Origin of the sequence: Saliniramus fredricksonii, assembly GCF_900094735.1 — a bacterium.
GTDB classification, from domain to species: Bacteria; Pseudomonadota; Alphaproteobacteria; order Rhizobiales; family Beijerinckiaceae; genus Saliniramus; species Saliniramus fredricksonii.
This window is the reverse complement of the sequence record NZ_FMBM01000002.1, coordinates 178,569-201,284: the sequence shown is the minus strand read 5'-3', so window position 1 is coordinate 201,284 and position 22,716 is coordinate 178,569. Positions and strand designations below refer to the sequence as shown.

The 22,716-nt window shown below is 63.6% G+C and carries 21 protein-coding genes and 1 tRNA gene; 10 read left to right on the top strand and 12 right to left on the bottom strand.

Features of this window, described 5'->3' with window-relative positions; genetic code table 11:
- Window positions 1–12: 12 nt before the first annotated feature.
- Window positions 13–417 carry a succinate dehydrogenase, cytochrome b556 subunit gene (gene sdhC / locus GA0071312_RS07495; RefSeq protein ID WP_074444451.1) on the bottom strand — a complete coding sequence of 135 codons (405 nt, stop codon included), beginning with the start codon at window positions 415–417 and terminating at the stop codon, window positions 13–15.
- Window positions 418–724: 307 nt separating this feature from the next.
- On the opposite strand from sdhC, the gene GA0071312_RS07490 reads away from it, so the two are divergent.
- The 3 genes from GA0071312_RS07490 (at window position 725) to GA0071312_RS07480 (ending at window position 3,981) form a co-directional block, all read left to right on the top strand.
- Complete coding sequence (locus GA0071312_RS07490) at window positions 725–1,870, top strand: iron-containing alcohol dehydrogenase (RefSeq protein WP_074444450.1); 1,146 nt, start codon at window positions 725–727, stop codon at window positions 1,868–1,870.
- Window positions 1,871–1,880: 10 nt separating this feature from the next.
- Window positions 1,881–2,345 carry an acyl-CoA thioesterase gene (locus tag GA0071312_RS07485; protein ID WP_238947150.1) on the top strand — a complete coding sequence of 155 codons (465 nt, stop codon included), beginning with the start codon at window positions 1,881–1,883 and terminating at the stop codon, window positions 2,343–2,345.
- 523 nt (window positions 2,346–2,868) lie between these two features.
- A complete protein-coding gene (locus GA0071312_RS07480) occupies window positions 2,869–3,981 on the top strand; it encodes a crotonase/enoyl-CoA hydratase family protein (protein WP_238947149.1) in 1,113 nt (370 codons plus the stop codon).
- A 51-nt stretch (window positions 3,982–4,032) separates the two neighbouring features.
- Here the strand turns inward: GA0071312_RS07480 and GA0071312_RS07475 are convergent, their stop codons facing one another.
- The 4 genes from GA0071312_RS07475 to GA0071312_RS07460 form a co-directional block, all read right to left on the bottom strand.
- Complete coding sequence (locus tag GA0071312_RS07475; protein WP_165603984.1) at window positions 4,033–6,660, bottom strand: hybrid sensor histidine kinase/response regulator; 2,628 nt, start codon at window positions 6,658–6,660, stop codon at window positions 4,033–4,035.
- 41 nt (window positions 6,661–6,701) lie between these two features.
- Window positions 6,702–8,852, bottom strand: a complete 2,151-nt coding sequence (locus tag GA0071312_RS07470) for a two-component system response regulator (RefSeq protein ID WP_074444446.1) — start codon at window positions 8,850–8,852, stop codon at window positions 6,702–6,704.
- Between the two features lie 383 nt (window positions 8,853–9,235).
- Window positions 9,236–10,666, bottom strand: a complete 1,431-nt coding sequence (locus GA0071312_RS07465; RefSeq protein ID WP_074444445.1) for a GGDEF domain-containing protein — start codon at window positions 10,664–10,666, stop codon at window positions 9,236–9,238.
- A gap of 381 nt (window positions 10,667–11,047) precedes the next feature.
- Window positions 11,048–11,123 (bottom strand) — tRNA-Lys (locus tag GA0071312_RS07460).
- A gap of 284 nt (window positions 11,124–11,407) precedes the next feature.
- Here GA0071312_RS07460 and GA0071312_RS07455 point away from each other — a divergent pair.
- Together GA0071312_RS07455 and GA0071312_RS07450 are read left to right on the top strand one after the other, a co-directional pair.
- Entirely contained in the window at window positions 11,408–11,719 is a 312-nt protein-coding gene (locus GA0071312_RS07455; protein ID WP_074444444.1) for a DUF4258 domain-containing protein, read from the top strand.
- Between the two features lie 155 nt (window positions 11,720–11,874).
- A complete protein-coding gene (locus GA0071312_RS07450; RefSeq protein WP_074444443.1) occupies window positions 11,875–12,321 on the top strand; it encodes a helix-turn-helix domain-containing protein in 447 nt (148 codons plus the stop codon).
- Between the two features lie 127 nt (window positions 12,322–12,448).
- Here GA0071312_RS07450 and GA0071312_RS07445 read toward each other — a convergent pair whose 3' ends face one another.
- Complete coding sequence (locus GA0071312_RS07445) at window positions 12,449–14,176, bottom strand: IlvD/Edd family dehydratase (RefSeq protein ID WP_074444442.1); 1,728 nt, start codon at window positions 14,174–14,176, stop codon at window positions 12,449–12,451.
- Between the two features lie 38 nt (window positions 14,177–14,214).
- Here GA0071312_RS07445 and GA0071312_RS20465 point away from each other — a divergent pair, with 38 nt between their 5' ends.
- Window positions 14,215–14,343 carry a hypothetical protein gene (locus GA0071312_RS20465; protein WP_275261971.1) on the top strand — a complete coding sequence of 43 codons (129 nt, stop codon included), beginning with the start codon at window positions 14,215–14,217 and terminating at the stop codon, window positions 14,341–14,343.
- On the opposite strand, the gene cysQ is transcribed toward GA0071312_RS20465, so the two are convergent.
- From cysQ to GA0071312_RS07430, 3 genes are all read right to left on the bottom strand, one after another.
- The gene (gene cysQ / locus GA0071312_RS07440; protein WP_074444441.1) at window positions 14,340–15,170 is read right to left on the bottom strand and encodes a 3'(2'),5'-bisphosphate nucleotidase CysQ; all 831 of its coding nucleotides are present in this window, start codon (window positions 15,168–15,170) and stop codon (window positions 14,340–14,342) included. The two genes, GA0071312_RS20465 and cysQ, sit on opposite strands and share 4 nt — an antisense overlap.
- 131 nt (window positions 15,171–15,301) lie before the next feature.
- Window positions 15,302–15,850 carry a sigma-70 family RNA polymerase sigma factor gene (locus tag GA0071312_RS07435; protein WP_074444440.1) on the bottom strand — a complete coding sequence of 183 codons (549 nt, stop codon included), beginning with the start codon at window positions 15,848–15,850 and terminating at the stop codon, window positions 15,302–15,304.
- Window positions 15,847–16,128: a NepR family anti-sigma factor gene (locus tag GA0071312_RS07430; RefSeq protein ID WP_238947148.1), complete on the bottom strand. Its 282-nt coding sequence runs from the start codon at window positions 16,126–16,128 to the stop codon at window positions 15,847–15,849. The genes GA0071312_RS07435 and GA0071312_RS07430 overlap by 4 nt, the downstream gene beginning before the upstream one ends.
- A 386-nt stretch (window positions 16,129–16,514) precedes the next feature.
- Here GA0071312_RS07430 and GA0071312_RS07425 point away from each other — a divergent pair, with 386 nt between their 5' ends.
- Window positions 16,515–17,318, top strand: coding sequence for a response regulator (locus tag GA0071312_RS07425; protein ID WP_074444438.1), 804 nt, complete (start codon window positions 16,515–16,517; stop codon window positions 17,316–17,318).
- Window positions 17,319–17,355: 37 nt separating this feature from the next.
- Here GA0071312_RS07425 and GA0071312_RS07420 read toward each other — a convergent pair whose 3' ends face one another.
- Entirely contained in the window at window positions 17,356–17,784 is a 429-nt protein-coding gene (locus GA0071312_RS07420) for a SufE family protein (RefSeq protein WP_074445987.1), read from the bottom strand.
- 106 nt (window positions 17,785–17,890) lie between these two features.
- Window positions 17,891–18,205, bottom strand: coding sequence for a hypothetical protein (locus GA0071312_RS07415; protein ID WP_074444437.1), 315 nt, complete (start codon window positions 18,203–18,205; stop codon window positions 17,891–17,893).
- Between the two features lie 300 nt (window positions 18,206–18,505).
- On the opposite strand from GA0071312_RS07415, the gene GA0071312_RS07410 reads away from it, so the two are divergent.
- From GA0071312_RS07410 to GA0071312_RS07400, 3 genes are read left to right on the top strand one after another with little or no spacing between them, the layout of a single operon-like run.
- Entirely contained in the window at window positions 18,506–20,371 is a 1,866-nt protein-coding gene (locus tag GA0071312_RS07410; RefSeq protein WP_165603983.1) for a sensor histidine kinase, read from the top strand.
- Between the two features lie 37 nt (window positions 20,372–20,408).
- A complete protein-coding gene (locus GA0071312_RS07405) occupies window positions 20,409–21,104 on the top strand; it encodes a peptidoglycan-binding domain-containing protein (protein ID WP_165603982.1) in 696 nt (231 codons plus the stop codon).
- Between the two features lie 43 nt (window positions 21,105–21,147).
- Window positions 21,148–21,486, top strand: a complete 339-nt coding sequence (locus GA0071312_RS07400) for a DUF1491 family protein (RefSeq protein ID WP_074444434.1) — start codon at window positions 21,148–21,150, stop codon at window positions 21,484–21,486.
- A gap of 5 nt (window positions 21,487–21,491) precedes the next feature.
- Here the strand turns inward: GA0071312_RS07400 and GA0071312_RS07395 are convergent, their stop codons facing one another.
- Window positions 21,492–22,670: an aminotransferase class V-fold PLP-dependent enzyme gene (locus GA0071312_RS07395; protein WP_074444433.1), complete on the bottom strand. Its 1,179-nt coding sequence runs from the start codon at window positions 22,668–22,670 to the stop codon at window positions 21,492–21,494.
- Window positions 22,671–22,716: the final 46 nt, after the last annotated feature.

Here is a 22,716-nt window from a genome sequence, read left to right as displayed (position 1 = left end):
GATGCGTCCTCCTCAGCGTGCGATCAGGATGACGATCCAGATCAGCAGGGTGAGCCCCACCGAACCGGCCAGCGTCAGTTTGGCCAGGAGAAAACGCTGCTCGGGCTCGAAGCCCTTGCCGAAATCCCAGACGAAATGGCGCAGGCCGCCGAGCATGTGATGCATCAGCGCCCAGGTGAAACCGAACAGGACGAGATAGCCGAACCACGAGCCGAAGAACCACGCGGAGCCTGCATAGGCCTCCGGTCCCGAAGCCATCGACAGGAAGAACCAGGCCAGCACCAGCGCACCGAGATAGAGCGCCACGCCCGTCACCCGATGGAAGATGGACATCGCCATCGTCCATGTCCAGCGATAGATCTGCAGATGCGGCGACAGGGGTCGCGGCGTCTGGTTGCGGGATTCGGCTTGCGCCATCCTTCATCTCCCGGTTACCGGCCTCGCGCTTCCGGTGCATTCACCACGCGAGCGCTGTCAATTCTTGCGTTGCTGCGTGCTTAAACAAACATAGGGCAATGGGCAATGCGGCAAGAGAACTAGTTTGTGACAATTCTAATATTTTGTAAGCGCCTCGGCCACCTTCGGGCCGCAACAAGGGCTGATGGCCTTCCTCGCACCCGGTCTGGCGCAGACGCGGCTGGTCAGTGCCGGAATATGCGTTACCCTGCCGCGAAAATACCGCTTCGGCAATGGTCGGAGGCGCCATGATCCCGGAGGAGACCGCATGAAACCCTTCATTTTCGCCACGACGCCACGCGTGATCTTCGGCGTCGGCAGCATTGCGCGGCTGCCGGAACATGCGGCGGCACTCGGGCCCTGCATTCTCATCGTCAGCGATCGCGGCATGGTCGAGACCGGGCTCGTGCCGCAGGTCGCGGAGACCCTGCATCGGGCAGGTCATGCCGTGGTGATCTTCGACGGTGTCGTCGCCGATCCGCCGGACAGCGTGATCATGGAGGCCTGTGCCATGGCGCGGGGCTGTGATGCGACAGGGGTGATCGGACTTGGCGGCGGTTCATCCCTTGATGCCGCCAAGCTTGTTGCGCTGCTTGCGGGCACGCCGCAGCAGCTTGACGACGTCTACGGAATAGGTCTCGCCAAAGGCCCGCGCCTGCCGCTTCTGCTCGCCCCGACCACGGCCGGCACCGGATCGGAAGTGACCCCGATCGCGATCGTCACGACCGGCGCGCACGAGAAGAAAGGCGTCGTCTCCCCGCTGCTGCTGCCTGATATCGCCCTGCTCGATCCCGAAACGACCCTCGGCCTGCCGCCGGCCTCCACCGCCGCCACGGGCGTCGATGCCATGGTTCACGCGATCGAGGCCTTCACCACCGCGAGCGCGAATGCCAACCCGGTCTCCCGCGCTCTTGCCCGCGAGGCCCTGCGGCTTCTGGGCGGGGCGATCACGCGCGCCGTGCACCAGGGCGACGATCTCGAAGCCCGCTCGGACATGTTGCTGGGCTCCATGCTGGCCGGGCAGGCCTTCGCCAATGCCCCCGTCGCGGCGGTGCATGCGCTGGCTTATCCGCTGGGCGGCCATTTCGGCATTCCGCACGGCCTTTCCAACGCCCTCGTGCTCACCCATGTGATGCGCTTCAACGCCCCCGCCTGTGGCGATGCCTACGCACTTCTGGGCGGCGACATCTTCCCCGCCCTGGCCGGCGGCAGCGATCCGCAGGCGGTGATCGACGCCGTCACGGCGCTCTCGGCCGATCTCGGCCTCGCGGCGCGCCTGCGCGATCTCGGCGTGCCGCGCGAGGCGCTGGAGACGCTCGCGGATGATGCGATGAAACAGACCCGACTTCTCGTCAATAATCCGCGCGAGGTCACGCGGGCGGATGCATTGGCCATCTATGAAGCTGCCTGGTGAGGGCGACGCAATGACCGGATCCGCCGGAAACGACACACGTCCGCGCCCCCTGCCCCGCGCCGCCTTCGCGCTGTTTCGTGCGATGCCCACGCGCTGGATGGACAACGACGTCTATGGCCATGTGAACAACGTGGTCTACTATTCCTATTTCGACACGGCGGTGAACGCCTTTCTCGTCGAGAACGGCCTGCTCGACATCGCCGGCAGCGATATCGTCGGCCTCGTGGCCGAGACCGGGTGCAGCTATTTCGAATCGGTCGCCTTCCCGGACGCGCTGGAGACAGGCCTCGCGGTGACGCGGCTGGGGCGCTCCTCGGTGACCTACCGCATCGGCATCTTCCGCGAAGGCGCGCCGCGGACGGCGGCGCAGGGACATTTCGTGCATGTCTATGTCACCCGCGAGACGGGACGCCCCGCCGCGATACCAGATCCGGTGCGCAGCGCATTGGCGACATTGCTGATCACCGATTCTTAATAAAACACAATGACTGCTGATTGTGCACAATCAGCATGAGCGGCGACCGGCACCACCCATATCCTCGCCCGAAGCGCGGCCATTTCATCCCCATGGATGACGGTTGCAGCAAATGAGCGTCTGCGCGCAACCACAGCAATACGATGGCAGAAATTCATCTTAAAGATCAGCTTTCTGGAGTGCGTGGATCGGCATCCGATCAAAAATTCAGCGTTTGCCGCATTTTTCTGCTCGTTTCAAAGAATCGAGATGCAATTATTTATTGCGCATCCCACCGCCACGCGGCAAATTAACGTTAACAGATGGTAAACCTGCGGCGGAGCAATTTAGCGGTTCCCTTCACAATCGAAGGGCGCGATAGTCTCTGCGGCGGACGGAGGCGCTCCGATCGGGGCGGCAACCGAGATGAGGCGGTGAAATGCGTATGCGTGCGTATCATGGTGCGGGCAGAGCAGGCGGTGAGTCCAGCGCGGCGCACCAGGCGGAAACGAGCGCCATGATCGCGATCCGTGAAAGGCGGCGCTTGCGCGGCTCCTTCAGTGAGCGGAACGGCGCTGGTGGCGAGGCGGCAATGCGCCCGCTTGAGGCGCTCGATTGGGTGGCAGGACGCACCGGCGCGCCGCGCGCAGCACCAGCAACAGCGCCCTCATCCACGCAGAAAGGGGTGATTGCGCGCAACCGGGTCGAAGCGGCCACGGATATCGTGGCTGGGCATCGCTTCGAGGAGCTCGACGTTTCGATTGACACGGAACTCGCCACCTATTGGTGCCGCATGCGCCCGCAAGGGCGTCCGAGTTATACGCCCGAACTGCTTCGCGGCCTGTCCGACATGCAGGATTCTCTGGTTAATCTCTTCGCCGGTTCCCCCGAGCGTCCATTCGACTATTTCGTTGTCTCGTCGCTGCGTCCGGGCGTCTTCAATCTGGGCGGGGACCTGGCTCTGTTTTCGCAGTTGATCGCGGCGCGCGATCAGGCCGGATTGCTTGCTTATGCGACCGCCTGCATCGACGTCGTCTATGCCAACCACATCAATTATCAGCTACCCATTGTCACGATTGGCCTCGTTCAGGGCGATGCACTGGGCGGTGGGTTCGAGGCCGCCCTGTCGAATGACGTCATCATTGCCGAAAAAGGTGCGAAATTCGGCTTTCCGGAAGTTCTGTTCAATCTTTTCCCCGGGATGGGCGCCTACAGCATGCTGTCGCGCCGCGTGGGCGCCCTGGTAGCGCACCGCATGATCAATGACGGACGCATTTTCGAGGCGGAGGAATTGCACGATCTGGGTCTCATTCAGGTGCTTGCCGAGCCGGGCGAGGGCGAGGATGCGGTGCGCGACTTCATCCGCCGCGATCGCCGTCGTCGCAATGCCAGCGTGGCAATGCAGCAGGCGCTGCGCCGGACGAATCCACTACCCTATTGTGAACTGCACGACATCGTCACCCTTTGGGTCGATGCCGCCATGCAGCTCCAGGATGCCGATCTGCGCCGAATGCAGCGTCTGCTCGGCGCTCAGGACCGTCGGACGGGCAACAATGCACGCACAGGATCTTCTGGCGCAGGCGAAAAGAGCAGTCCAGAAACACCTGAAGAAAACCTCTGCGCCCGCGAGAAGCAAACGCGCGCTGTTGCCGGGTAAGGCAACCTGACGCGGCTGCAGGCGTCTCGCCGCTGCGCGCCAAGTGTCCGGTCAGGCGGCCTGAGCCAACGCGGTGAGGGCGTCGTGCGCTTCGTCGTAGCGCCGACGCAGTGACGCGAGATGCGCCATACCTTCACAGGCGAGCGCTGCCTCATCGATATCCCGCAGGTTGAGACAGAGTTCGAAAATCCTCACTGCGCCGACATTCGCAGCAGAGCTGCGCATGGCATGAAGCAGATCGCGCACCGTTTCAGCATCTCGGGTTGAAACGGCCTGTTCGAGTTCTGCAATGATGTCCTTCGCATCAGCGAGAAAACTCTCGGCCACCTCGCGCCTGAAACTGTCACCGCCGAGTTGACCGAGACGCGAAAAGGTCTCGGCATCGATAACCGGCGGGCTCTCGTTATCCGTGTCGGCATCGCTTGATGCGTTGGGCGCTTCAGTCAGCGGATCCGCGGCCATTGATGCCATGGCATCGGGCATCCCGCTCGGCTCCTGCGCGATGCTGATGCAATCCCGGACGGTGCCGCGTTCTGCGTCCAGAACATCGGCGATCACGCTGAACAGGTGTTGCGGCAGAATCGGCTTGGTGGCGCAGGCAGCCATTCCCGCCGCACGGCAGGCCAAGCGCCCCTCCGGCGTGGCATCGGCAGTCAGCGCGATGACCGGGATTCGCTTGTCCGTCGGCAGGCTGGCACAATAGCGCTCCGTCGCCTCAATGCCATTCATCAGAGGCATGTTGACGTCCATCAGCACGAGATCGAATGGCCCCAGCCCAGGATCCAGCATTGCCTGCAATGCTGCCTGCCCGTCTCCGACCATGACGTGCTCATGCCCGGCACGCTCGAGGATCTTGGCGATCACCTTCTGGTTGGTCGTATTGTCTTCCGCCACGAGAACCTTCAGCGCCGGAAGCTTCAAACCCTCCTTCTGCGTCTCTGTTACACCAGTGCGCGACATACGCTGATACGGCATCGCAGCGATTTTCAACGCATTGCGCATTCGCGCGCCATCGGCGTCACGTGGCAGCCAGGTCGCAAAAGACAGAGCGGTTTCGTCGTTCGGAGCCTGTGCGCTCATGAGTATCGTGCTGCGATCGTGTAAACCGTCACTGGCGGCGACATCGCGCCGAATCGCGCGCGGGTCCGCGTTGATCCCCTCGGCGTCGATGACGAGAACCGCCGGCTGACCATTGCGTGCCGCATCGCCCTCAATCAGGTCGCGTGCCGCGCTGGCATCCCTTACCAGACGCGGCAGGTGGCCAGCGCTGGCGAACCGGTGAACGAGTGAAGTGGAATCGGCGGCATTCGAAAGCAGGATGGGTGCCGGCGCCTGGCCCTTCGTCGCCCCCCCGTTGGCGACATCCGCGTCGCGCGCATGCGTCAGGCGAAAGCTGAAGCGGAAGGTCGAGCCCTTGCCGGGTGTACTGTTCACGCTGATTTCACCACCATTCAGCGTTACCAGCTGACGTACGATGGCGAGGCCGAGCCCTGTTCCGCCGAAGCTGTTGATTATGGTTTCATCGGCCTGAGCGAAGCTCTCGAATATCCGCTCGCAGGCCTCTGGCGCAATACCGATCCCGGTATCCGCAACCGCCACCTCGAGCGTGATCCCCGTATCGTCGTTGGCCAGCAGAACCGCACGCACGAGGACATGGCCCTCCTGCGTGAACTTGACCGCGTTCCCGGCAAGGTTGACGAGAATCTCCTGGAATTGCCTGCGCTCGCCATGAACCAAGGCCGGCAGGTCGCTGGCAATCGCATATGCTACCTGCACGCCCTTGAGCCCGGCCTGGGCCGAAACCATGGCGACCGCCTCGCGAAGACTGTGATGCAGATCGAAATCGGTTTTCTCACTGGGCATCTGCCCAGCTTCGAGACGGGAGAAGTCGAGAATGTCGTTGATGTGCTCCAACAGGCTCGTCCCGGCACTCTGGATGGTATCCGCCATGGCATGCTGGTTGCTGTCGAGAGGGGTATCCTTGAGGAGGTCGCTCAATCCGATGATGGCATTGAGCGGTGTGCGCAATTCATGGCTCACACTGGCCAGGAAGAGGCTCTTCTGTCGACTGGCTTCCTCGGCCTCACGCTTCGCCCGCGACAGTTTTGCGATGAGTGTCGCAGCATAGGCGGGGATCACCAAAAGGCCTATGAGCAGACCGGTCGCCAACAATGCATGGCCGCTCCAATAATCCGCCGTGAACGCCACAGCACCAAAACCCGCCACCGACATACCGGCGGCAGTGAAGAGATAGGGAATGCCGAACCGGAATCCGTTGCCGAAGATCACCCAGAGATAAATCGGATAGAGCAGCGCAGTAATAGCCCCCCCGACATACAGACCAAAGGACAGGGTCCCCAGATCCATCGCCATGGCCACGATACGCCGCACCGGGGATGTGCCCGGAAAACGCAGAATATGCGCGAGAACCCCGACCGAACCGAGAACGTAGAATGAGACCGTCAGGAAGGGCATCAGCGCGCCCTCGCGATCCCATAATTTGGTAATCAGCAGATAAATGAGGATCAGTACGCCGATCACGAGACGGTTCAGCACCATTTCATGCTCGGTATCGGGCCTGTCGGCGAAAAGCCGCGATGGCCGCAGACGCTGCATGAGCGTTGCGCGCGGCTCTTTGGAGCCGCTCCCCTCCGAAACCTGCCCGAACGCCGATGCCATCCGCTTCCCCGCGCCCGTCCCGTCTGCTTTCACGCTATCGCTCATGCCGAGCGCGCCACCGCCGCGTCAGCCTGAACCAATGCGAGGAACTCCTCCACCGGCAGCGGTTTGGCAAAGAGGAAACCCTGCGCTTCCTCGCAGCCCTCCGCGCGCAGCATCTCGACCTGGTCGGCGCTGTCGACACCCTCGGCGATCACGTCGATCCCGAGCGAGTGACCGAGATTGACGATGGCGCGCACGATGGCGGCATCATTGGGATCGCTGGTGAGATTGCGCACGAAACTCTGGTCGATCTTGATCCGGTCGACGGGGAACTTCTTGACATAGGCCAGCGACGAGTAACCCGTGCCGAAATCGTCGATCGACACACTGACGCCACGCTTGCGCAGTTCACGCAATTCGATCGTCACGGCATCCGCATCATGCATCAGGATGGTTTCGGTGAGTTCCAGTTCCAGCCGCTTCGGATCGAGTCCGGTGCGGGCGAGAATGTCATCAACCAGGGCGACCATGTTTCGGTTGCGGAACTGCACTGGTGAGAGATTCACCGCGACACGCAAGGGCGGCAATCCATGTGCGCACCAGCCCCTTGCCTCACTGCAGGCCTGTGCGATCACCCATTCATTGATCGGGATGATCAGCCCGGTCTCCTCGGCGAAGGGCAGGAAATCCAGCGGGCGCACCAGCCCGCGCGTGGGATGTCGCCACCGGATCAGTGCCTCGGCACCGACGATGCGGTTCGTCCGCAGGTCGATCTGCGGCTGATAGAAAAGCTCGAATTCCTGATTGGCCAGAGCGCGGCGCAACTCGGCCTCGAGGGTAATCTCGCCGCGCGCACTCGACATCATGGCCGGATCGAAGGCGCGGTACAGATTGCGCCCCTCCGCCTTGGCCCGATACATGGCGATGTCGACCTTCTTGAGCATGTCCTCGGCATCGTCACCGTCGTTGGGATGGAGCACGACACCGATACTCGCACCCACGACGATATCCTCGCCGGCAATGGTGAACGGCTGCTTCAGCGCGCCCAGAATCTGCTCGGCCCTGTCCAGCGCGTCCTGGGGATTGCGGATTCCCGACAACAGCAGGGCGAACTCGTCACCCCCGAGGCGCGCCAGCACATCCTTCTTGCGGATATGGGTTCCCAGTCGCTCGCCCACGGCACAGAGCAATGCGTCGCCGGCATGGTGGCCCAGCGCGTCGTTGACCGTCTTGAACCGGTCGATATCCAGCATGAGCAGCGCGAATATCCGGTCGCCCCGGCGGGCCCGGGCGATTTCGCGACGCAGCCGGTCCTGCAGGAACGTCCGGTTGGGCAGGCCCGTCAGTGCATCATGATGGGCCAGATGCACGAGATGTCGCTCGGCCTTCTTGCGGTCGGTAATGTCGAGAGAACTCGTCAGCACCGCCGCGATCATCCCGTCGCCGTCGCGCAGGGGCGACTTGGTCGTGAGCCAGTATTCGGGTTCACCGCCCTCCTGCCCGGCCGATTCCTCCTCGAATGTCGGCAGAGCCACGCCGGAGCGAAACACCATCTGGTCGAGGGAAAGCGAGCGCGCGCCCATCTCGTCCCCGAGGAGCGCATCTGCGCGTTGACCGATCGCGCCATGCGCATCGACATCGAAACGCGCTGCGGCGCGGCTGTTGAGGAAGATGCATGCGCCATCGCGATCAAAGGCGCTGACACAGGCCGGCACCGTATCGATGACCTGCGCCAGCCGCTCCTTGCTGTCACGCAGCAACTGCTGCCGGGAACGCTCACTATCCTGAAGCTCGCGCTCGAGATCATGCGCACGCCCCTTGATGATCAGCGCCTGACGACGCATCTGCAGAAGGTTGCGCGCCCGGGTGAGGAATTCGGCATGATCCACGGGGCTGAGCAGGAAATCCGTCGCCCCGGCCTCCAGTGCGGCCAGCCGGAAGCTGCGCTCCTCGTAGACGGTGATGGCAATCACCGGCACATCCTCGCAGCCGGGAATCTGGCGGAAATGCCGCACGAACTCCGCCCCGTTCATGCCGGGCATCTTGTAATCGGTGATGACCAGATCCGGAAGGGGCGCCCCTATCGCCGCAAGGGCGGAAGCAGGATCGCCATGTGTTTCGACGCGGACGTCATCGGAAATCGAAGCCGCGAGCTTCGCGAAGATATTCCGGTTCGTGACCCGATCGTCGAGTATCATCACCAGGGGCATGCAACACCAGCCGCGTTCGGTTCGCTCATGAATTGTCGGCAAGAACAGCCTTCACCATCAGGGTGCACAAAAGAGTCTAAATAATTCCAAAACATAACGTGAAATTCTGCAATCCTTGCGCGAATTTTCCGCAAAATCGACATTTTACTGCGCACAGGGCGTGTCATTCCAGACGCTTTGGGCTGCGCAGGTCTCGAAGTCCAACTGCCGAGGCAGCTTATGTTTATGGCGCAGACTGAAACAATACATCCAATAAAATAAGAATACATTGAAACAATCAGATAATGGCAGCCGGCCCCGCTACGGGTATTTGAATCATCCGGCCTCCCATCGCGCAGGGGTAGCAGCGCGATCAACCAGCACGGGCGACAACCCAGGGCGGGTTACCCTTCGCCACGGGTCGCTCTACGCTCGGGAAGCACGACATTGTTGCGGCCCGAATCCTTTGCCCGGTACAAGGCGGCGTCGACAGCGGCAAGCAGGACGCGATAATCCTCACGCGGTTCATATTCATACACGCCGAAACTCGCCGTCACGGCGACCTCATGCATGCCGATCCGGAAAGATGTCGTCTCCAGGCGGTGCCGGAGTCGTTCCGCGAGGTCTCCGGCACCTGCGAGTTCCGTATCCGGCGTGACGATCATGAATTCCTCGCCGCCCGTGCGCGCCACCAGATCGATCTCGCGACGGGTTTCGTCGGCAAACAGGGCGCCGACGGCAATCAGGACCTCATCGCCGACCGGATGTCCGTATGTATCATTGAGCTGCTTGAAATGATCGAGATCGATCGCGATCACGCAGAAGCGTCCACCATAGCGGCGTATGCGCGCGGTCTCGTGCCGCAATTTGCGCTCGAGGGCACGGCGATTGGCAAGACCGGTGAGTTCATCGGTCAGCGAAAGCTGACGCAGTTCATCCTCGAGGCGTCGTCGCAGTTCCACTTCCCGGGCCAATGCCCGCCGGGCGGTTTCCGCTTCGATGAGGGCGTTCTTGAGATCGCTGATATCGGCGAAAGACATCACCGCCCCGTCATCGAGGGGCAGGATCGTGATCCGCAGCCACAAAGCGGCTGCATCGGACGGGTCGTCTGCTGGACCGAGATTCAGCTCGAACCGCTCCGCGATGCGCCGCGTGATCACACGGGCACAGCGCGCATGAAGACTGCGCGCCGCGACACCCTGGAACAAGCCGCCGAGGCGCATGCCCTCCATCTGTGCATTTTCCTCGAAACATGCCCGCGCACGCGCGTTGGCGATGATGATTTCCGCATCCTCGAAACGCCCTTCCGGGTCACGCAGGGCGCGCATCACCAGCATGCCGTCACGCGATGCCTCGAAGATGGCGGCAAGCAGATCTTCCCGACCGCCCCGCGGATGGACATAAGCCACCACGCGCATAGTACCGTCTTCCGCACGGGCCGGCACGATCAGCCGCTCCCAGAAATGCATTGATCCGCCATCGAACCGGCGATCGACCGCAAGAACCGGGCCCTCGGCCTCGGCCATCGCAGCGATGGCGGCTTTGTAGTATTCGGCGATGCGCGGTTCATGCGCGCCCACGCGTTTACCGGTCATGTCAAGGCCGCAGGCCGCCATGATCGCCGAGCCGAAACGGACATAACGCCAGCCCTCATCGTCGGGGGCGAGGACCTCGATGCCATGCATGAGATCGGGGTCGAGGGCATGCAGAAAGGCCTCAGCCGGGGGCGGACCATCGCCGAGGCAACGGAATTCACGATAGACCCGCAGGAATCGCGCAGCCTCCGGGGCGCTCGCGTGGTATTCCAGTGCCTGCGTATGAATCGTCGGCAGCATGCCCGTCCGTCACCTGATCGCGTGAAGAAGCGGCAGTAGACGCGCGCCCCGTCACCCGAGTCTTAATCGGATCGCGCGAATGCCGCGCAGAACGGCGTTTTCAACAGCCGCCTTGCGCATGTTTGAGCGCGGATCGCCTTCTCCGCCACCGGCGAGACAGGCTTGGCAAGACAGGCTTGGCAAGACAGGCTTGGAAAGACAGGCTTGGAAAGACAGGCTTGGAAAGACAGGCTTGGAAAGACAGGCTTGGAAAGACGATGAGCGCGCACACATGCAGCGGCGATACACGCGGCATTGGCGCCTGCGATGCGCGATGAATCGTATCGCCGCAGCCTCGCCGGCCCGGCGTGACGCTTCAATCGGATGGGGCCGTTCGGAATATGGTGGGTGTACTAGGGCTCGAACCTAGGACCCGCTGATTAAGAGTCAGCTGCTCTACCAACTGAGCTATACACCCATTCGCGCGAGGCGAAGATCGCTGCGGCAGCGCCGCTGCGGAAGAAGCGATCGTCTATCAGAGCATTGCGGAACTGGCAAGCGCGAATCGATGCGTGCGGCGCGGGGAAGGGTCGCGTGGCGTGCATGTTTGCGCCGCCCTCCAGACCATGCGGCGTGGCAGGCGAGCGATATCCATTAAAGGTGCAAAAATGCAATTTATGATCTTGATTTCCGTCGAGACGCCACTTATTTCAGCCTTGCAACTTATCACGGTGATATGTCATAGTCTGAAAAGGAGATCGAATGGCGAAGCCCCAACCCTGGAGCCAGAAGGATGCGACCGACAACATTCGCGGAATTGCCGCACACAAGAGTCTGTCACTGACGTATACGCTTCACGCCAAAGAGCAAATGGCGGAACGCGACCTGATTATAGGTGATATAAATTATGTAATGAAGCATGGATTTGTCCATACTGACGCGCAACCTTCGACACGCGAGAACCTCTACAAATACCGGATAGAGTGCCGGTCACCGAATTCCAACAACAGAACGGTCCGTATTGTCGTCATTCCCTGCGCCGGAGCATCATTCCGTCAGGTGGGTACCGGCTGACGGACAAAATGATGCAACAAAACAAAAATTTTGCGCGCTCGACCTGACTCTGTCAGGTCGAAACGAGCGCTAAAACAAGATGGATGAAAATCATAACAGTCATGTGGGTGGACGAATAATTACCCACGCTACAGTGAAGAGGACGGAGATAGAATATGGCTGAGTATCGTTACACGGAATGCGGCCTCGATAACGTCCTGATCGTCGGAGTGAGCTTCATCTCCGACGATGCAGGCGAAGAGTGCATCGACATTCCCAACGTGCACGACCTGCACCGCGCCATCGCGGAGGGGATCACCAAGAAACGATCCAGCATGACCGGCAGGGAGTTACGCTTCCTGCGCACGGAAATGGGCATGACCCAGGCCGAACTCGCCCGGCTGGTGCATCGCGAGCCGCTCGCGATCAGCCGCTGGGAGCGCGGTGAGGTCGAGGCGATAGACAGCAATGCCGAAGCGCTGATCAGGCTGCACGCCATACAGGCGCTGGAGATCGACAATCCGCGCATCGCGGACCTGTCGGCCTGGTGCACCCCTGCTGCCGAAACCCCGCAGATCATCATCGACGGCTCGCAGGAGGGACAGTACCACGTCGCCGCCTGAACCGGCCTGAAGATCAGCATCCAGGAGATCGACATCCCGGAGCAGCGCGGCTGCCCCGGGATGCTCATTTAACCATCCCCAACTGTCACGAATCCGGCCCGGTCTCTCTCCAACGAGCACCCTCCCCTCAGATTTCCCCATCCTTGCGCAGGAAATCGAAGTCGCAGCCCTTTCCGGCCTGGTTGACCTCGGCGAGGTAGAGGCCACGATAGCCGCGTTGCGGGCCGGCCATATGGGGAGGCGGGGCGAAATCCGCACGGCGTCGGGCGAGTTCGTCTTCGGCAACGTCGAGATCGAGCCGGCGCGTCTCGACATCGAGGCTGATCGTATCGCCGTCGCGCACGAGGCCGAGCGGGCCGCCGACAGCGGCTTCCGGGGCGATGTGGAGCACGATCGTGCCGAAGGCCGTGCCGCTCATCCTTGCATCGGAGATGCGCACCATATCCTTCACGCCTTGCCGGGCGAGCTTGCGCGGAATCGGCAGATAACCGGCTTCCGGCATGCCCGGCGCGCCCTTGGGACCCGCATTGCGCAAGACGAGGATATCATCGGCGCGCACATCGAGATCCGGATCGTCGATGCGGTTGGTCATGTCCTCCACCGAATCGAACACCACCGCGCGCCCGGTATGGCGCAGGAGTTCGGGCGAGGCCGCCGATTGCTTGATGATGGCGCCGTCAGGGGCCAGATTGCCGCGCAGAACCGCCGTCGCGCCACCGCTCTTCAAGGGATTGTCACGGGTGCGGATGATGTTCTGGCCGGGTACGTCCTCGGCGCGGGTGATCACTTCACCCAGCGTCACGCCATCGACGGTGGGCGCCTCCAGGATCAGGTGATTGCGCAGTTCGCGCAGCAGCGCCGGCATGCCACCGGCCCAGTGGAAATGCTCCATGTAATGCGCGCCGGAGGGCTTGAGATCGATCAGAACCGGCACGTCGCGCCCGAGCCGGTCGAGTTCTTCGAGGTCGAAATCGAAACCGAGCCGGCCTGCGATCGCGGCGAGATGCACGACCGCGTTGGTCGAGCCGCCGATCGCCTGCAACACCACCATCGCATTGTGGAAGGCAGCCTTGCCGAGGATCTGCGTCGGGCGCGTTCCGGCTTTCGCGAGCGCCACGGCCTGCCGCCCGCTGGCTTCCGCCGAGCGGATCCGGTCGGCATGGGTGGCGGGGATGGTGCCGGTGCCCGACAGGGCGATCCCCATGCCCTCGACGAGGCAGCCCATCGTGCTCGCCGTGCCCATCACCATGCAGGTGCCCTGCGTCGGGGCGAGCCGCTCGCTCACGGCCTCGATCTCCGCCTCGTCGATTTCGCCGGCGCGATGCTGTGCCCAGAGGCGGCGACAATCGGTGCAGGCGCCGAGCACCTCGCCCTTGTGATGGCCGACGAGCATCGGCCCGGTGATCAGCTGGATGGCGGGAATATCGGCGCTCGCCGCCGCCATCAGCTGGGCCGGGACGGTCTTGTCGCAGCCGCCGATCATCACCACGGCATCCATCGGCTGGGCGCGCACCATCTCCTCGGTCTCCATGGCCATGAGATTGCGCAGGAACATGGAGGTGGGATTTGAAAAGCTCTCGTGGATCGAGATGGTGGGAAATTCCATCGGCAGACCACCCGCCAGCATGACACCGCGCTTCACCGCCTCGATCAGGCGCGGCACGTTGCCGTGGCAGGGGTTGAAATCGGAAAACGTGTTGGTGATGCCGATGATCGGGCGATCGAGCGCATCATCGGAGAAACCCGCCGCCTTGATGAAGGCCTTGCGCAGGAACAGCGAGAACCCCGCATCGCCGTAGCTCGTCAGCCCCTTGCGCAGCCCGGATGCCGGTGCCTTCTTCTCGTCGTCGCTCATGCTTGCCTCCCTCACCGGCGTCGTGGATTGCGCCCGCCATGCCTCAACGGGATCAGGCTTACCAGTTTCGCGAGGGGCCCGGAACGGCCTTGCCGGGGGTGCGGGTGCAAAGCGGCCTGCGCAAGCTGCGTGGCATGGGCGGCATGGGCGCTATGGGCGGATTCTAGAGTCGCGCCTTCAGGCGCGCATCACCGAAGGCGCAGAAATCCGGATTGCCGAAATCACGGCTCACGCCGGCCACGTGGCGCGCATAGCGCAGGGGTGCGCCGGCGAGATCGACCACACAGCCCCCCGCCGCCCGCAGGATCGCATCGCCCGCCGCCGTATCCCATTGCATGGTCGGGCCATGACGCAGATAGAGATCGGCCGCGCCCTGCGCGATCCGGCAGAGCTTGAGGGACGAGCCGAGCGGCTTGACCGCGCCGGGTGCGAAGCGGGCGAGCGCTTCGTGCGTCTGCGCATCGCAATGCGAGCGGCTGACCAGAGCGACCGCCCCGTCTTCGGTCACGCTGCGCGCCCGGATCTGGCGGATATCGCTGATTGTCGGCTCATTTTCCTCGAGAGCGACCCGCCCCGCAAAGGCGCCACGGGCGCTGTCGGCGAAGACGATCTCGCCACTCGCGGGCGCATGGATGACGCCCATCACCGGTGCACCATCGACGATCAGCGCGATATTGACGGTGAACTCGCCATTACGCTCTATGAATTCGCGTGTTCCATCAAGGGGATCGACGAGGAAGAACCGGTCCCCGACATCCGGGATGTCGCCGGCTGCCGCAGCCTCTTCGGCCACGATCGGAATGTCGGGGGCAATCTCGGCAAGCCCGGCGGCGATGACGTTTTCGGCTTCGATATCGGCGCGGGTGACGGGGGAATCGTCGGGCTTGGCTTCGACATCGAAGGGCCCGGTATATATCGTCATGATGGCCCGGCCCGCCGTCACGGCGACCCGGGCCAGATCTTCGATATCGGGTGTGCCTTTGGCTGCGGCCATGACCGTCTCGTCGTCAGCTTCCGCGCAACGCGGCGCCGGAGCGTCAAGCTAAGCGCATCCGGCAATGCCTGTCGACTGCGCGGTTTTGCGGATGGCAGCTGCCGCCTTCCGCACATCCGCACGGCCCCGGCTCAACTCGCCGCCTGCTGCAGCGCCGCGCGGGTCATCTGATCGGGCCCCAGTGCACTCTCGTCGTTCAGGTCGAGCATCTCAGCCAGACGTGTGCGAGCCCGGTTGACCCGGCTCTTGATCGTGCCAACCGCACATTCGCAGATCTCGGCGGCCTCCTCGTAGGAGAAACCGGAGGCGCCGACCAGCAACAGCGCCTCGCGTTGATCGTCCGGCAGCTGCGCCAGCGCCGTGCGGAAATCCTCGAAATCGAGATGCGCACCCTGTTCCGGGCGGCTCACCAGATTGGCCGCGTAATTGCCGTCGGGATCCTCCACCTCGCGCTTGCGCTTGCGGAATTCCGAATGGAACAGATTGCGCAGGATCGTGAAGAGCCAGGCGTTGAGATTGGTGCCGCGCTGGAAGCGATGAATGTTCGCCAGAGCGCGCATCAGCGTATCCTGAACCAGATCATCAGCACGGTCGACCTTGCCACAAAGCGATATGGCGAAGGCGCGCAGGCTGGGAACCGCTGCGAGCAGTTCGTCACGTAATTCGGGTTCGATGCTCATTGGCCATCCTCCCGATCCGCCTTTGGTCTGTTTTCCGGATCATCAAGCTGGTCCAGCAGCGCGCGGAAGCGATCGGGCACGGGCTGGTCCATCAATTCAGCATACATGGAACGCAACTGATCGCCGATGCGCGTCTGCGTCGGTCTGTCGAGCTGCGGCTTGTGTTGCTCAGCATCGGCGCCCGTCCCGGCACCCGGTACCCCGCCCTTTTCGCGATCGGCCATGTCGTCCTGCCCCCGATGATCACGCACCCGCTCCCGCGCTTCACGGGCGCTCAACTGTCGCTCTTCCTGTTGTCTTACCGGAGATCCGCCGGATGTCACCCTGTCGGCGACGGCTGACAGAGCCCGTGGCTCCAATCGTCTGTTCATGGAACAATGCCTCATATTCACCGCGCGCAAGCCATCGAAAGGCCTGGGAAAATTACGTCATGCACGAGTTCAATGCAGCAGGAGGGGAGAAGTTCCGTGCCAGCGGCGTTATTGCAGAATTTTTCGACGTGGGCGGGAACCTGTGGAAACATCGCGCGTTATCAAAGGCAGGTGCGCGTGTCCGTCCGTGGCTGACGTTCGGACGGTGCAAGCACATGCAGGCTGTTTCGCGTGACCGGGCACCGATATCGTGCCAGCCGGACCCGGATGACAAAGTACAAGGATGACACCGTATGTCGACTGCCGAGCTCGTCGCCCCGCAACTGCCCTATCTGAGACGCTATGCGCGCGCCTTGACAGGGTCCCAGGCCGCAGGAGACGCCTATGTCGCCGCGACGCTCGAGGCACTGATCAACGACCCCTCGCCTCTGAGCGAAGCGGCTTCGCCGCGACTGGCGCTGTTTCGCGTCTTCACGGTAATATGGAATTCGCTCGCCGTGAACGAGCGGCGCGAGACGATCGAGCGTGATCTGCCCGCCGAAGCGCGGCTCGGCGAGATTACACCTCTTCCGCGCCAGGCCTTTCTGCTGTCATCCCTCGAAGGCTTCGCCGAGGAAGAAGTCGCCGATATCCTCGGCAGGGACGTTACCGCCGTGCGCGCGCTCGTCGATGATGCGGGGCGCGAACTTGCTGCCGATATCGCGACGCAGATCATGATCATCGAAGACGAACCCCTGATCGCCATGGATCTGGAGAGCCTCGTCGAGAGTCTCGGCCACCAGGTGACGGGCATCGCGCGCACACGCGGTGAAGCCGTGGCGCTCGCGGACGAAAAGCGCCCCGGGCTGATTCTCGCCGATATCCAGCTGGCTGACGGCTCCTCGGGCCTTGATGCGGTAAACGACCTTCTGGAGACCTTTCAGGTGCCGGTAATCTTCATCACCGCCTATCCGGAGCGCTTCCTGACCGGCGAACGCCCCGAACCGGCCTTTCTGATCGCCAAGCCGTTTCAGCCGGCCAATGTCTCCGCCGTGATCAGCCAGGCCCTGTTCTTCCAGCAGACATCGCACAGACGCGCAGCCGCTGCCGGAAGCTGAACCGGGTGCAGCCGGGCGGCTTGCGCAAGAGGCGGTATCAGGCCGCCTCTTCCAGCGCGATCTTCGCATCATGCTGGATGCGCTGAACCATTGCGCGCACGCCGTTCGAACGCTGCGGTGTGAGATGCTCCGACAGGCCCAGCGTATCGAAGATCTCCGCCGCATCGGTTTCGAGGATCTCGCCTGCCTCGCGCCCGGAATAGAGTGCGATCAAGAGCGCCACGAGGCCGCGCACGATATGCGCGTCACTGTCGCCGCGCAGGTTCAGCACGGGTGCACCCTCGGCGCGCTCCACATGCGTCTCGAGCCAGACCTGGCTCGCGCAGCCCTGCACCTTGTTGGCGTCACTATGCGCCTCCTCGGGAAGCGCCGGCATGAGCTTTCCGAGTTCGATAATGTAGCGGTAGCGCTCCTCCCAATCGTCGATGAATTCGAAATTGGCGAGGATTTCGTCGAATGTCGGCATCATGTCCTTATGATGGCCCTCGGCGCCGCGCGCGCAAGGGGGCGGCGCGCCGACACACAGAAATTCCGGCCATCGCGGTTCAGGCGATGGCGACCGAACGTCACAGTCACTCACGCGTCGTCGCGGTATCGAGCCCCGCGCCGCGCGCGATCTCCTCGGCGAGGCGTTCGCGGGCATATTGGGTGATCGCGTCCCGGTCCTGTCCGAACTCGCGCTGGAGGATTGCCGCGATCGTATCCACAGGCGTGTCTTCGCGGCGCGGCGCGGCCGATTCCTGCATCGGATCGAGCAAGGGGGCCGGAGTCGGCAAGCCGTCGGCCACGACCGATGCCCCGCCGATGCCGGTATCGTCCCCTCCCCGTTCCGGCGAGAAGTAGAAGATCACGGCCACGACGGCGAGGAAGCGGATGAGAAAGAACATCTGGCTCTCCGGTTATGCGCGCGAGCATTGGGCGCAAAGCATGAATCGCTCCTTTCCGCCGCGCCCCGATCACACCCCGATCATCGCGCAAAGTTAACGGGCCGTATCTGCGCGTCCGGAAAAGAGACGTCGATGGGCTTCATGCGTTAACGAAGCATTCGCCATAAACCATGGCCCCGCCCATCGGGATCGTCGCCTTAGTGTTCGCTTAAGTCGCCCCTGTGAATATCCCCGTAATCGACAGACAGGGAGCGCGGCGCTTTCGCGTTCAGCATGGTCAACACAGACAGGTACTCGGAATTGCAACGCAGGCTGGCTGATCTCGTGCATGATTCGGCGCGGGGCGAGCCTGCGGAAGCCTCGCGGCATCGGCGCTTCATCGCGACACGCCTGATCATGGGCGTGATCGCGCTTGCCTGTCTTCCGGTTTATTTCGCCCTGCGTGGCGGCGCCCCGCAAGCGGCGGAATACATCGTCTTCGCCTGCCTGATCGCGCCGCTTTTCGCCGCCCTCGCCCTGTCGCGGACCGGCTCCCTGCCGCTGGCGCATACGATCTCGGCCATCGCCTTTGCGGGGCTGATCGTGGCAATTGCCGGCACGACCGGCGGGCTCGCTTCCGCCGCGACGATCTGGCTCGTCACCGTACCCCTCGAAGCGCTGCTTTCGGGCTCGCGCCGCTCGGCGACGGCGACGACGCTCGTCGCCATCATCGCCGTCGTGCTGATCGCGCTGATGGACAACGGCGCGACGCAGGCGGGCTGGCTGCCCTATATCGCGACACCGGTCTTCGCGCTCGTCGCCATCGCTCATGCCGGCGCACTGGTATCGGCCGCCTCGCGCCGCGAGGCTGATGACCGCCGCGAGATCGCCCGGCGCGACGCGCAGGACCGCCACCTGCTCCAGATCATCGACGATCTCGTCACCTGGCATGATGGTAACGGCCATGTCAGCCACGCCAGCGCCGGTGCAATGAAATTGCTCGGCGTGCCCTCGGGCGCCCTCGAAGAGCGCGGCCTGCTCGGGCGCGTGCATATCCAGGATCGCCCCGCCTATCTCAAGGCGCTGAGCGATGCCGCCACGGGATCGGCGCATGTCTGTGCACAGTTGCGCCTGCATTACGGCGATGCCTTCGCCGGTGAGAATGGTCGCGTGATCTGGGTCGAGATGCGCGCCTACCGCCTCGAGGGCGAAGCGTCGCGTCCCGGCCCGGTCATTGCCGTGATGCGCGATATCAGCAGGCAGAAGCAGCATGAGGACGAACTCGAAGCAGCCCGGCTGCGCGCCGAGAATGCCGATGCGCTCAAGGGCCGCTTCCTCGCGACGGTGAGCCATGAGCTGCGCACCCCGCTCAATGCGATCATCGGATTCTCGGAAATCCTGGCCTCCGACAGCATGAGCTACCTTGATGCCGAGCAGCGTCGCGACTATGCGCGCATCATCGGCGAATCGGGGCACCATCTGCTCGAGGTGGTCAATGCTCTGCTTGACATCTCGAAGATCGAAAGTGGCAATTTCGATTTCACCGCGACCCGTTTCGACATGGCCGTGCTCGCCCGCAGCAGCATCGAACTGATGCGCCTCAAGGCCGAGAGCCGCAATGTCGCGCTTGATCTCGACATCCCGCAGGATCTACCCGGCATCACCGCCGATCAGCGCGCCTGCCGGCAGATCCTGATCAATCTTCTGTCGAATGCGGTGAAGTTCACGCCGGATGGCGGTCGCGTCTGCCTCGGGCTGCGTGCCGATGCGCGGCGCATGCGCATTACGGTCTCCGATACGGGCATCGGCGTCGCCGCACAGGATCTCGCACAACTGGGCAATCCCTTCTTCCAGGCCGGCAGCGGTCATGGCAGCGGCAATTACGACCGCGCGCATGAGGGAACCGGCCTCGGCCTCTCGGTGGTGCGTGGCCTCATCGGCCTGCATCACGGCAGCCTCGCCATCGAGAGCGGTGAGGATGCCGGCACGCTGGTCAGCGTCGAGCTTCCCCTTGATTGCGGTGAGGAGGCGCGCGAAGAAGCGCGCGCGCCGATCCCGATCCACATTGCGGCGCGCCAGCGCGAGAGACCGGATGCCACACGCAACAAGGACAGCGAACACAGCGGGAAAGCGTCGGAAACGAACGGCGCGCGCAACAGGGACAGGGAGTACAAGCGCAGTGCGTGACGGGATGGCGGTTCGATCGGGACGGAATATGCGCAATATGGGGCGCCGGCGCACGAACAATGCATCGCGATGGGCCGGTTGGCTCGCGGCTGTGGCGCTGCGGCATCCGGGCGCCATGCTGGGTGGACTGATCTTCATGGCTGCGCTCACGGCGGTCAGCGTCAATGCGCTCACCCTGCAGAACGCACCGCACCCCGCTCCCTTGTTCAGTGGCGGCGCCGCGCAGGAGCACACGACCGCACAGGCCACACCACCTGCCGTGCCCACCCGCCTGCAGACCCCGGCCGATGCAGCGCAGCGCGTCCCTGCGCAATCCGCGCCGACACGGCAATCACCCGCCCCTGCCGCTCCCCCGGCCCGACAGGCGAGCGGGCCGCGTTCCATCGACGAACTGCTCGCCGCACCCGTTCCCCCGACACGGCGTGACCCGACCGCTTCGGATGGATCCGCGCCGCAGACGGGCGGCACGATCGCGAGTCTTCTGGCCGATGGCGACGGCCCCACCCGCACCGGTTCGACCGGCCCGACTGACCCGGACGCCAGCATCGCGAGCGCCCAGCGCGCGCTCGATGCACTCGGCTACGGCCCCTTGACGGCGGACGGGCTCTACGGCCCGATGACCCGTGACGCGATAGAACGCTTCGAAAGCGATCACGGCCTCACCGTGACGGGGCAACTCGTCCCGGCGACCGCCCAATCGCTGGCCCGCGAAGCGGGTATCGCCATCGAGTGATCCGCACCTCCGGCGCGGGTGCCATATCGCGAGAGGAAACCGTTTGCGCCTGCGCTCCGATTTTTTTGCCTCCGCCCTGATCCGGCGCTGCGGCGTCGAGGACGTGGTCGCCGTGCTGCGCCGCCGTGGTGCGGCGGAGGCCGGCGCGATCTTTGTCAAGGTCGACCGCCTCGACGGCACCGCCGATCTCTATGGCCCGGCACCACAGAGTCTCGTCGACGAAGACAGCAGCGGTGAACGCCTCTTCACCCGGCTTCTGGAGGCGGCACCGAGCCCGGATGTCGAGGCAAAGATGGGGCGCGAGATCCGCTTCGATCCCGATCTCTGGCTCATCGAGATCGAGGACCGCGCCGGTCGCGCCTTCATTGATACAATCGGCTGAAAGGCTCAATCGCGCAGCAGCACCGCCGCCGCTTCGCCCGCCTTCACCGCATCGTCCTCGGCGTGATACGGGCCGAAGCCCACGCGCAGCCGGTCGCCGCGCACATCGGTGACCACCTTCCCCGCCGCGAGCCGCGCGTACAGGTCCTGCGCGTCCGCGCGGCGGAAGGTGAGGAAATTGCCGCGCTGCGCCTGTGAGAGCGGGATCAGCAGATCGCTCTTGCGCAAGGCGGCGCCCCGCGCTTCGAGTTCACTGATGAAGACAGCTTGCAATGCATGCGCATGCGCGTGGATTGCCGCGACGTCGATGCCCAGCCCATCGAGCCAGCGCATCACCGCGTTGAAGCGATAGAGCGCGGTGGGGTCGAAGGTCGCACCCATGAAGCGATAGCCGTCCCCGGCATAGCCGACGGGGCCGTCCTGGCTGGCCTCAAGCGCGGCGAAGGCAGCGTACCAGCCGGTGGCGCGCGGACGCGGCCCGTAGCCCGGCGGGCAATGCATGAAGGCCGCGCCCTCGCCGCTCATCACGTATTTGTAGCCGCCGCTCATGTAGAACACGCGTTCGGCCAGGCCCGAGAGATCGGTCGGCACGGCGAGATAGCCGTGATAGCCGTCGATCACGACGAAACTCTCGGGCGAGGGAACCGCCGCAACAATCTCCGCCATCTCGTCGCCTGAGAGCGCGAAGCCGGAATTGAACAGCACCTGGCTGAACAGCACGATATCGTGCCCTCCCGCTGCCGCACGCTCGGCGAAACGTGTCGCGAAATCATCGAAGGGCTCGGCGGGGACATGCTCCACCGTGACCAGCCCGTCCTCCGCCAGCCGGCGCGTCAGACGCGTGAAGGAGTGGAACTCGCCGTCGCTGGCGAGGATCCGCAGCCGCTTCTGCGCGGGAAAACAGGAGAACAGCCGCAGCCAGAATTCGAAGGTGTTCTGCCCGAAGACCACGCTTCCCGGATCGGGCAGCGACAGCGTGCGCGCCACATACGTCTGCGCCTCGCGCCAGACGGGCCCCATCACGTGCCCCCATTTGCCGTCGGCGAGCCGCGCCGCGTCGTCCCAGGCCGCGAGCTGGGCCTCGCGGGTCACGTCGGGCCAGTAATGGTGCGAATGTGCGGCGAGGTGGATGCGCCCCGGTTCGGCGGCGAGGAAACGGGAGAAATGGGCGCGCAGGTCGAGCATCGCAGACGGCCTCGTCGATTTTCGCCGCGCGCACATTCCGCTCGCG

What these genes read in the sequence shown, in the direction of transcription:
- sdhC (WP_074444451.1), bottom strand. Translation starts at nt 417, where the DNA reads ATGGCGCAAGCCGAATCCCGCAACCAGACGCCGCGACCCCTGTCGCCG.
- GA0071312_RS07490 (WP_074444450.1), top strand. Translation starts at nt 725, where the DNA reads ATGAAACCCTTCATTTTCGCCACGACGCCACGCGTGATCTTCGGCGTC.
- GA0071312_RS07485 (WP_238947150.1), top strand. Translation starts at nt 1,881, where the DNA reads ATGACCGGATCCGCCGGAAACGACACACGTCCGCGCCCCCTGCCCCGC.
- GA0071312_RS07475 (WP_165603984.1), bottom strand. Translation starts at nt 6,660, where the DNA reads ATGGCATCGGCGTTCGGGCAGGTTTCGGAGGGGAGCGGCTCCAAAGAG.
- GA0071312_RS07470 (WP_074444446.1), bottom strand. Translation starts at nt 8,852, where the DNA reads ATGCCCCTGGTGATGATACTCGACGATCGGGTCACGAACCGGAATATC.
- GA0071312_RS07465 (WP_074444445.1), bottom strand. Translation starts at nt 10,666, where the DNA reads ATGCTGCCGACGATTCATACGCAGGCACTGGAATACCACGCGAGCGCC.
- GA0071312_RS07455 (WP_074444444.1), top strand. Translation starts at nt 11,408, where the DNA reads ATGGCGAAGCCCCAACCCTGGAGCCAGAAGGATGCGACCGACAACATT.
- GA0071312_RS07450 (WP_074444443.1), top strand. Translation starts at nt 11,875, where the DNA reads ATGGCTGAGTATCGTTACACGGAATGCGGCCTCGATAACGTCCTGATC.
- GA0071312_RS07445 (WP_074444442.1), bottom strand. Translation starts at nt 14,176, where the DNA reads ATGAGCGACGACGAGAAGAAGGCACCGGCATCCGGGCTGCGCAAGGGG.
- GA0071312_RS20465 (WP_275261971.1), top strand. Translation starts at nt 14,215, where the DNA reads ATGCCTCAACGGGATCAGGCTTACCAGTTTCGCGAGGGGCCCGGAACG.
- cysQ (WP_074444441.1), bottom strand. Translation starts at nt 15,170, where the DNA reads ATGGCCGCAGCCAAAGGCACACCCGATATCGAAGATCTGGCCCGGGTC.
- GA0071312_RS07435 (WP_074444440.1), bottom strand. Translation starts at nt 15,850, where the DNA reads ATGAGCATCGAACCCGAATTACGTGACGAACTGCTCGCAGCGGTTCCC.
- GA0071312_RS07425 (WP_074444438.1), top strand. Translation starts at nt 16,515, where the DNA reads ATGTCGACTGCCGAGCTCGTCGCCCCGCAACTGCCCTATCTGAGACGC.
- GA0071312_RS07420 (WP_074445987.1), bottom strand. Translation starts at nt 17,784, where the DNA reads ATGCCGACATTCGACGAAATCCTCGCCAATTTCGAATTCATCGACGAT.
- GA0071312_RS07415 (WP_074444437.1), bottom strand. Translation starts at nt 18,205, where the DNA reads ATGTTCTTTCTCATCCGCTTCCTCGCCGTCGTGGCCGTGATCTTCTAC.
- GA0071312_RS07405 (WP_165603982.1), top strand. Translation starts at nt 20,409, where the DNA reads ATGGGGCGCCGGCGCACGAACAATGCATCGCGATGGGCCGGTTGGCTC.
- GA0071312_RS07395 (WP_074444433.1), bottom strand. Translation starts at nt 22,670, where the DNA reads ATGCTCGACCTGCGCGCCCATTTCTCCCGTTTCCTCGCCGCCGAACCG.